The 9,354-nt window shown below is 67.0% G+C and carries 7 protein-coding genes; 1 reads left to right on the forward strand and 6 read right to left on the reverse strand.

The genetic code is table 11. The features are described from left to right. From RWX45_RS13510 to RWX45_RS13045, 3 genes are all read right to left on the reverse strand, one after another. Positions 1-283 (reverse strand): helix-turn-helix domain-containing protein (locus RWX45_RS13510; RefSeq protein WP_410050724.1); only part of this gene is annotated, 283 nt, incomplete at its 3' end. 352 nt (positions 284-635) lie between these two features. Then, a complete protein-coding gene (locus RWX45_RS13040) occupies positions 636-1,652 on the reverse strand; it encodes a LacI family DNA-binding transcriptional regulator (RefSeq protein WP_316024147.1) in 1,017 nt (338 codons plus the stop codon). 163 nt (positions 1,653-1,815) lie between these two features. Then, entirely contained in the window at positions 1,816-3,450 is a 1,635-nt protein-coding gene (locus RWX45_RS13045) for an MFS transporter (RefSeq protein WP_316024148.1), read from the reverse strand. A 347-nt stretch (positions 3,451-3,797) separates the two neighbouring features. Between RWX45_RS13045 and RWX45_RS13050 the strand changes: the two genes are divergently transcribed. Further along, complete coding sequence (locus RWX45_RS13050) at positions 3,798-4,952, forward strand: zinc-binding dehydrogenase (RefSeq protein ID WP_316024149.1); 1,155 nt, start codon at positions 3,798-3,800, stop codon at positions 4,950-4,952. A 266-nt stretch (positions 4,953-5,218) separates the two neighbouring features. Here RWX45_RS13050 and iolE read toward each other — a convergent pair whose 3' ends face one another. The 3 genes from iolE to RWX45_RS13065 all read right to left on the reverse strand — a co-directional run bounded on the left by iolE (position 5,219) and on the right by RWX45_RS13065 (position 9,185). After that, entirely contained in the window at positions 5,219-6,145 is a 927-nt protein-coding gene (gene iolE / locus RWX45_RS13055; RefSeq protein WP_316024150.1) for a myo-inosose-2 dehydratase, read from the reverse strand. 146 nt (positions 6,146-6,291) lie between these two features. After that, complete coding sequence (locus RWX45_RS13060) at positions 6,292-7,947, reverse strand: MFS transporter (protein ID WP_316024151.1); 1,656 nt, start codon at positions 7,945-7,947, stop codon at positions 6,292-6,294. A gap of 41 nt (positions 7,948-7,988) precedes the next feature. Continuing rightward, the gene (locus RWX45_RS13065) at positions 7,989-9,185 is read right to left on the reverse strand and encodes a Gfo/Idh/MocA family oxidoreductase (protein ID WP_316024152.1); all 1,197 of its coding nucleotides are present in this window, start codon (positions 9,183-9,185) and stop codon (positions 7,989-7,991) included. Positions 9,186-9,354: the final 169 nt, after the last annotated feature.

A 9,354-nucleotide genomic window follows, 5' to 3' on the forward strand; every position in this document is an offset into this window, starting at 1 on the left:
GCTCCACACCCGCCGCGGCGGCCTCAAGCACCGCCCACCGCCGCTCCTGCCACGCCCGCAGACTCCCGCCCCTGGCCCCCATCACTAGCTCCACACCCGCCGCCCTGGCCCAGTCAGTCACTGACGACCGGCCCACACCCAACTCCCGGGCCACCCACGAAGCCGACCGACCCTGCTCAACCAGCTCCACGGCCCGCAACCGCACCCGCTCCGCAACCCGCACACCACGTGCCACAACCAACCACTCCTTCAAACCCGGAACGGTGCAACCACCACCAGACACCGCCAGCCAACGGTTCGGCGGCTAGGGTGCCGAACCGTCGCAGGGCATGCCGAACCGTTGTGCCGAAGTGCCGAACCGTCGCAGGAAAGGACGAATCGTCAGGCGCTGGTGGGGTTCTGCTGGTGAGCATGCCGGGCGTCAACGACGTCGCCGCACCAGTCTCGGGCGCACTTTCCTGGTATGGCCAGGGCAGCCAGCCACTTCGGCTGGTCTCGGTACGTGACAAGTGCCGGTTTCGGTACGTCATTAGTGCCGGTTTCGGTGAGACTACGCCACTGCACTGGCCGGCTGCCCCGGCCTGCACCCGGCCTGCACCCGCCCCGCACTGACCCCTGCCCTTGGAATCGATCGTCTAGAGGGTCGAGGAGGAGCGGATGACGAGATGCCCTTCCGTGGGCACATCCTGCGCCGCCGGCGGAGCGTCCAGTTTGCGGGCCAGGGCGGCGGCGCGCTCGACGACGAGCCTCACGGCCTCGTGGGCCATGCGCCGATCCGGCTGGTCCAGGCTTGTGAGCGCAAACTCGGCGCGGCGAGCCAGGTAGGTGTTGTCGTAGGAAACCAATGGGACACGGTCGGTGCCGGCGTGCCCCAGCTCGCGCAGTACCGCGACCGCGTCGATGGCGAGCATGTCATTGTGCGCAACGAGCCCCATACCCGGTGTGCCGGATCCGAGCAGGCGGCGGATGGCGGCGCCGGCGTCGTCGTCGCCGGCCTCCTCCGTGGTCAGGGTCATGCCGGCGGCGTGCGCGGCCCGGCGCAGGGATTCCTCCCGGTTGAGGCGTGAGGCGTCGTCGACGACTCTGGGGGCGACGTAGCCCAGCGAGCCCACGCCGCGGGAGGCCAGGTGGGAGACGATGACCCGGGCGGCGTGGTCCTCGTCGATGTGGACGGAGTCCACATGCCCGCCGGGCGGGCGCCGACCGATGAGGCACGTGGGCGCCTCCTCGCCGAGTGCGACGAGCTGCGCGTCGGTCAGCCACGGAGAAACCAGGACGATGCCGAGTACGCGCACCCCCAGCAGGGAATCGATGGCGCGCCTTAGTCGCTCCTGGTTCTCCGCGCCGACGGCGACGAATACGGTGAGGCCCTGTTGGGCTGCGGCGTCGTCGAGGGAGCGGGAGACCTGCTCGAAGAAGGCGTTGCGGAGATTGGGAAGGACCAGCCCGATGGTGGTGGAGCGCTGGCGCGCCAGCGCGGATGCGGAGGCGTTGATGCGGTAGCCGAGCGTGTGGGCCACCTGCATGATGTGTGTGCGCGTCTCCTCGGCGACCTTCGGCGATCCGCTCAGGGCGAGGGAGACGAGGCTGCGTGACACCCCGGCCGCGGCGGCGACGTCGGACTGGGTGACGTCATGGCCATTGACGGACATCGTGCTCCCTCCCGTCCGCGTGCGGGCGGACGGGAGGGACTCTATCCGATGCTGCCGGTACAGGATGGCGTCGGTTGACGGCGGTAGGGCAACGGCCTGGTGTGCGTCCCCGGACGCCGTCGGTCAGGACGATCCTTGGCTGTCGGCGCTAGCCCGGATGACCTCAGTTGTATCGGGCCTGGAAGTTCTCCTCGAGCTCCTCCAGCGAGGAGTACTTCGTCTCCGGAACGTTGCGCCACATGTACACCACGGCGATGACGTTGACGATGGCGAAGATGAGGTAGGTGATCACCGGGCCCAGGTTGCTCATCATGCTGGGGAACACGAAGGTGATGATGGCGTTCATGATCCACAGGCACAGCACGGAGAAGCCCATGGCAGCCCCGCGCATCTTCGCTGGGAACAGCTCGGACATGAGTACCCAAGAGGCGGGGGCGTTACCGGACTGCATGAAGAACATGTAGACGATGATGACCACGATCACGAGGTAGGGCACCGCGGTGGGCATGGAGGCCAGGACGTTGCCGGCGTCGTCGAGGTGGGGGTTGATGCCGAAAAGGAAGACGGCCGTCATGACCCACAGCATGACGGTGAGGCCGATCGTGCCCCCGAGGAGGACCTGCCGCCGGGAGAAGCGGGCCAGGAACCACAGTCCGACGGCGGAGCCGATAACGGAGGCGACGCCGGTGAGGACGTTGAGGGTGATGGCGGCCTGGGTGCCGAAGCCCGCCGTCTGCAGGACCTTGGGCGCGTAGTACATCATGGTGTTGACTCCGGTGGTCTGGTTGAAGATTCCGACGAGCACCCCGATGATGAGAAGCTTGCGGGTCCACCGGGTAGCGAAGACTCGGCCCAGGTTCCAGTGCTCCTCGGCGGCCTCACGGCGGTTGATCTCGATCATTTCGTCGATCTCACCGGCGATGTCGTCGCTCGGCTTGCGCACGCGCTGCAGCTCCGCGATCGCCTCCGCGTAGCGGCGGTTGGCGGCGTACCAGCGGGAGGACTCCGGCATCATGCGCATGCCGAGCCACAGGGCGATGGCGGGGATCGAGCAGATGACGAGCATATAGCGCCAGGTGTTGCCATTACCGGAGGAGACGATGAGGTTGGCGGTGGAGCTCAGGGTCTTGAGCACATCCCAGGAGTAGGTCTGGCCGGCCTCGATCACCGTCTCCACGCCGTCGACGGTGGCCACGGTGCCGCTGGCCACCGAGGCGACGGTGGCCTCGGGGCCGCCGGTGATGTTGGCGATGAGCGCGTTGAGGGCGAAGGCGAGGAACTGACCGGTGACGATCATGAGTTGGTCGATGCCGACCAGCGTGCCGCGGATCGACTTCGGGGCGGTCTCTGCCAGGTAGACCGGCACGGTGGCGGAGGCGCCTCCGACGGCGAATCCGAGCACGACGCGGGCGGGGTAGAGCACCCAGATATTGGGGGCGAAGGTGCAGGCCAGTGCGCCGACGAAGAAGACGGCGGCGAGTAGCAGGATGTTGTGGCGGCGCCCGTACTTGTCCGACAGGCGCCCGCCGAAGAAAGCGCCGCAGGCGCAACCCAGCAGCAGGGTGCCGCCGACCAGGCCCTCTTCCACCGAGTTCAGGTGCAGGCCGCCGGCATCGTGGGGCAGGTACATGTAGGGCAGGGCGCCGGAGATGACACCGGTGTCATAGCCGAAGAGCAGCGAGCCGAGGGTGGCGACGACGGCGACGAAGCCGACAGAACGGCGCTTGCCCGAGGGTGGCGTCTTGGCGACGAGATCGTCGATCTCCGCCCTTGTGAGTTCTGTAGGGGACTGGGACATGGAAACTGATCCTTCTGTTCGCGCCGGTCTTCGCTGACGGGCGTTCCGATGCACCGCATGCTCGTGCAGCCGTGCTGCCTCTATTGTTCACGCGCGTGAATCTGGAAGTCAAGAGATTTGTCAGGATAAATGTTCGTGGACCGCGGGTGCCGCAGTGCGCGGTGGGCCGCGGGTTCTGGTGCACTCGCGGGAGTGGGTGCAGTGGGTGGAGCGGATGTGGCTTCAGAGAGTGTGCTGGCGCGTAGGCACACTTTGTCCGGACAAAACCTGTTTCGGTGTGGTACGCTGCATGTAGGCCTTGAGCCGCAGGCGCGATCGTCGCGTCCCCTTCGAGAGAGACACCCACCATGACGAGCAACGAAGCAGTCCAGAACACCACCATCCCCGACACCATGCGCGCCGCGGTGCTGCGCGACCCCGAGGTCGGCCTCGAGGTCGAAACCATCCGCACCCCGCACCCCAAGGCCGGAGAGGTCCTCATTAAGGTCGCAGCCTGCGGCCTGTGCCACTCCGACCTGCACGTGATCGGCGGCGCCATCGCCTTCCCGATGCCGGCCGTCCTCGGCCACGAGGTCACCGGCACCATCGTGGAGGTCGGTCCCGGCAATGAGCACACCGGCCTCAAGGTCGGCCAGAATGTTGCCGGCGGCTTCCTCATGCCCTGCGGCCAGTGCGAGGCCTGCGCCTCCGGCCACGACGAACTGTGCGGCCCCTTCTTCGACCTCAACCGCCTCAAGGGCCTGCTCTACGACGGCACCACCCGCCTGGCCACCCTCGAGGGCGACCCGATCTACATGTACTCCATGGGCGGCCTGGCCGAGTACGCCGTCATTCCGTCCACCTCCGTGACCCCGGTCCCCGACACCCTCGATCTGATCCCGGGCGCCATCCTCGGCTGCGCCGCCATGACCGGTTACGGGGCCGTGCGCCGCGGCGCCGACCTGCGCTTCGGGGAGACCGTCGCCGTCGTCGCCACCGGCGGGGTCGGCACCAACATCGTCCAGGTGGCCCGCGCCTTCGGCGCCAGCCAGGTCATCGCCATCGACGTCTCCGACGACAAGCTCGCTCCCATGCCCGGCTACGGCGCCACCGCCGTCGTCAATTCCGTCACTCAGGACGCTCGCGAGGAAGTCCTCAAGCTCACCGGCGGCAAGGGCGTCGACGTCGCTTTCGAGGCGCTCGGTATCCCCGCCACGTGGAAGACCGCGCTGGATGTGCTCGCCGACGGCGGCCGCATGGTTCCCATCGGTCTGGGTGCCGGCGTGCAGACGGCGGAGGTCGAGATCAACCGCACGGTGCGTCGTTCGCAGAAGATCCTCGGCTCCTACGGTGCTCGCACGCGGCAGGACCTGCCCGCCGTCGTCGACCTGGCCGCCCGCGGGATCATCAACTACAAGGACGTTGTCTCCCGCCGTTTCTCGCTCGAGGAGGCGGGGGCCGGCTACGACGCCCTGCGCAACCGGCAGATCCAGGGTCGCGCCGTGGTGGACATGAGCCTGTAACACCGACGCCTGCTGCCATTGGCGGCGAGCAGTGAGGCCCCGGGGTTGATCAACCCCGGGGCCTCACTGCTGCTGGAGCGGATGAGTGTCACAATCCCTGACGAACGCCGTCAGCCGGCCTGGGGCCGTGCGGCGGGGCCGCATGATTCCAACGCTCTGAGAAACGCGGTTCGCGGCTGCGGGCCCGTTTATCAGGGATTGTGACAGCTATGGTTGCGCCCGCCGATCTCCATGACGAAGGCCGGCGGGCGCGTTGGTGGAAGGGCTCAGAGGGTGAAGAGCGCGGACTCGATGTAGCTGCGGGCCTTGGCGCCGTACTCGTGCGGGTTGGCAATCGCCGGGTCCTGCTCGGCCTCGACCAGGATCCAGTCGCGGTAGCCGTGGTCGATGAGGAACTTGTAGGGCTCGGTGAAGTCGATCATGCCGTCCCCGGGCACGGTGAACATGCCCGCCAGGAAGGAGTCGAGGAAGGAGCGCTCGAGTCGCTTGGACTCCTCCATCTTGTCCGGTCGTACGTCCTTGAAGTGGACGTGGGCGATGCGGTCGATGGTGTCCTTGAGCAGTCCCATGACGTCGCCGTCGCCGACGAAGGCGTGGCCGGTGTCGAACAGGAGGCTGACCTTGTCCGGGTCGGTGAGCTCCATGAGCTTGATGGTCTCTTCCTTGGTCTGCACGACCGTGCCCAGGTGGTGGTGGTAGACGAGCGTGAGCCCATGTTCCTTGGCGATCTCTCCCAGGCGGTTCAGGCCCGCCGCCAGAACCGGCCATTCCTCGTCGGTGAGGACCGGTTTGTTGGTGAAGATGCAGATGTCGCGCTGGCCCTGGACGGATCCGGTTTGCTCCGAGACGACGATGCGGGTGGCGCCCAGGTAGCGCAGGTACTCGCATGTGGCGGTGAACTCGGGGATGACGGCGTCCACGCCGTCGCGCACGATGAAGGAGGAGAACCACTGGGCGACGATCTGGATGCCGCGGGCGTCGGCGCGCTCCTTGGTGACCTCCTTGGTGGGGTACCAGCCGGCGACCTCGGTGCCGCGGTAGCCCAAGTCGGCCAGGTCCAGGAGCATGTCCTCTAGGGTGTTGAAGGCGCCGACCTCCGGGATGTCGTCATTGCGCCAGGCGATGGGGTGCATGCCCCAGGTAATGCCGTGCGGGTCGGTGATGGCGGTGGTGGGGTCAAGACGGAAGCTCATGATGATCTCCTTTGATGTGCTTCACGGGGTGTGAGGATGGGGTGTGGCGTCGCGCAGCGACGTATGGTTATGCCCGATGCGCACCTTATTGTAAGAACATAATTGGGTGCGTGGTGGCAGGGGCAGGATGCTGGCGGGGAAGCTGGTCAGGAGTAGCGCACCTCCATATCCCGCTCGATCTGCTCCAGGGAACGCCCCTGGGTCTCGGGCATGATCTTGAACAGGACCACGGCGACGATGAGGTTGAGCACCCCGTAGAAGGTGTAAGTCAGCCCGCCGCCCAGTTTCTCCATCATGGTGGGGAAGGTCCAGGTGATGATTGCGTTGGCGATCCACATGCAGAAGATGGCGGTGCCGTTCATGACGCCGCGTACGTTCGCGGGGAAGATCTCGCCCATCATCGTCCACACCACGGTGCCGTTGGAGGACTGGACGATGAGCATGAAGACGGCCATCAGCCCGAGCACCAGGAAGGCGGCCCAGGTGGGTGGGGTGGTGCCATCGGCCATGTGCGGGGCGATGAGGAACTGGAAGGTGGCGGCGATGCCGAGAAGGCAGATGCCCACCCCGGTCACGTCGGCGATGAGGATCTGACGGCGGCGGAACTGGCCGATGAGCCAGATGCCGATCGCGGAGCCGACCACGCTCATGACGCCGTTGGCCACCTGCGCGGTGATGGAGGAGGAGGTGGACATACCGGCGTACTCCAGCACCTTGGGGGCGTAGTACATGATGGTGTTGACGCCCGTGGTCTGGTTGATGATGGCCAGGAAGATGCCGACCCCCATGAGCTTGCGCAGCCACGGGGTGGACCACACGTAGCCCAGGCCCTTGGCCTGTGCGGCCTCGGCCAGCTCGTGGCGGCGCGACTCAGTCATCTCCATGAGCTCGTCGGTGATGGGGCCGTCGACGGCCTCGTTACGGACGCGTTTGAGGGCGCCAATGGCGTCGTACAGGCGCTCCTTGGCGATGTACCAGCGTGAGGACTCGGGCATGAGCCGGATACCGATCCACAGGGCGACGGCGGGGATCGAGCACAGCACCAGCATGTAGCGCCAGGTCATGCCATTGCCGGAGGAGATCACCAGTTGATCGAGGAAGGCGTGGTAGTCGGTGTTGGAGAGCGTGCCGCCCTGGGAGGCCTGAAGCGCGGTGATGTCGTCGTAGACGTAGGTGCCCGGCGCGAAGGTTCCCGAGGGATCCTCGGTGATGGTCAGCTGTGGGCCGCCCTGCGTGGTGGAGATGATCGCGTTCATGGTGAAGGCGAGCAGCTGGCCGGTGACGATCATGAGCTGGTCGATGGCCACGATCGAACCGCGAATGCGCTTGGGCGCGGTCTCCGCCAGGTACACGGGCACGGTGGCGGAGGCGCCTCCGACGGCGAGGCCCAGGATGAAGCGGAAGGGGTACATGACCCACACATTGGGGGAGAAGGTGGTGCCCAACGCGCCGATGAGGAAGATCACCGCCAGCATGGTGATGTTGTGACGGCGCCCGTAACGGTCGGATAGACGGCCGCCGAACAGGGCGCCGAAGGCCGCGCCGATGAGCAGCGTGCCGCCCACGGCCCCCTCCTCGAGGCTGGTCAGCTGCAGGCCGTCGGCGGCGTGGGGCATGTACATGTAGGGCAGAGCGCCGGAGATGACGCCGGTGTCATAGCCGAACAGCAGCGAGCCGATGGTGGCGACGGCGGCGACGGCGACAATGCCGCGGTGCTTTCCCGACGGCGGGGTGGCGTCCACGGCCTGCTGCATCTGAGACGTGGTGAGGGTCTGCAGCATTGGGGGAGCGGTGTTGCTCATGGAGTCTCCTGGGGCTGAGGGCTGTCTGGGTCTCTGGCGGGTCAGGCGTCGAACGTGGTGCGGCCCTCGACGCGGGCGACGTCGTGCCACTGGCCGTCGGCGGCGGAGGCGACGATAGCGGTGTCGACCTCGGCGGCGCACCAGGCGTCGGCGGCCGACGGTGCGTGCTGCCGGCCGGTCAGGACGGAGCGGACGAACTGGGCGGCCTCAATAGACTTGAGGTCGTCGAAGCCCATGGAGGTGCCGATGGCGGGCTGGTAGCGGTGCCACTCACCCCAGGCGGGGCCCGCCATGGCGCGGCGGTAACCGTGGGTGGGGCCGCCGTCGACGCCGAGGCAGACCTCAAGCTCGTTGAGCCGCTCGAAGTTCCACCGCACCGACCCCTCGGTGCCGTAGACCTCCACCACGTATTCGGCGCGCGGACCCACGCTCACGCGGGAGGACTCCATCGTGGCTACCGCACCGCCGTCGAAGCGGGCCAGCAAGCCCACATAGTCCTCGTTCTCCACCTCGCCGACCTCGTCGCCAATCTCAAAGCCGGAGTGGCCGATGCCCATCTTGGTGGGGATGGGCCGCTCGGTGATGAAGGTATCCGTCAGCGCGGTCACCGAGGCGATGCGACCGATGAGGTATTGCGCCAGGTCGGCGCCGTGGCTCATGAGGTCGGGGACGACGCCGGCGCCGGCCTTCTCCCGGGAGGCGCGCCAGGTGAGCGGGCTGCGGGGAGAGGAGTTGTAGTCGGCGATGAACCAGACGCGGGCGTTGGTGATGCGGCCAAGCTCGCCGGAGCGGATGAGCTGGCGCATGTACTCGATCGCGGGCACATGCCGGTAGTTGAAACCGACGCCGGTGACCAGGCCCGCGGCCTCGGCGGCCTGGGCAATGGTGCGGGACTGCTCGGCAGAGGTGCCCATGGGCTTTTCAATCCAGAAGGGCTTGCCGGCTTGGATGGCGGCCAGGGCGATCTCCTCGTGCAGATAGTTGGGGGAGGCGATGGAGACGACGTCGATGTCCGGATCGGCCAGCAGCTCGCGGTAGTCGGAGTAGGCCCGCTCGAAGCCGAGGTTCTCGACGGCGTCCCGGCGGGCGTCTTCGATCGGGTCGGCGGCGGCCACCAGGCGGGCCTCGACTCCCAGCTCGGGGAACCGCTCGGACAGGGCGCGATAGCTGCGGGCGTGCAGACGTCCCATCCAGCCCAGGGAGATCACTCCGACTCCAAGTTTCTGCTTCGTATTCATGGTGGCTCCTTCGCCGACCGTCATGGTTGGTCTTGGGGTGTGAAGCGGCGCTGCCAGCAAATGTGGTAACGCGCGTCAGCAATGACGTGTGAGGAACTTTAGGGTGTCCCGTTTTGTCCTGTCAAGGGGTGGGGTGAGGGGAGTATCACGGGCGGCGGATGCCGGGAAG

The sequence above is a fragment of the Actinomyces sp. MRS3W genome, from assembly GCF_032465695.1.
Taxonomy (GTDB): Bacteria; Actinomycetota; Actinomycetes; order Actinomycetales; family Actinomycetaceae; genus Actinomyces.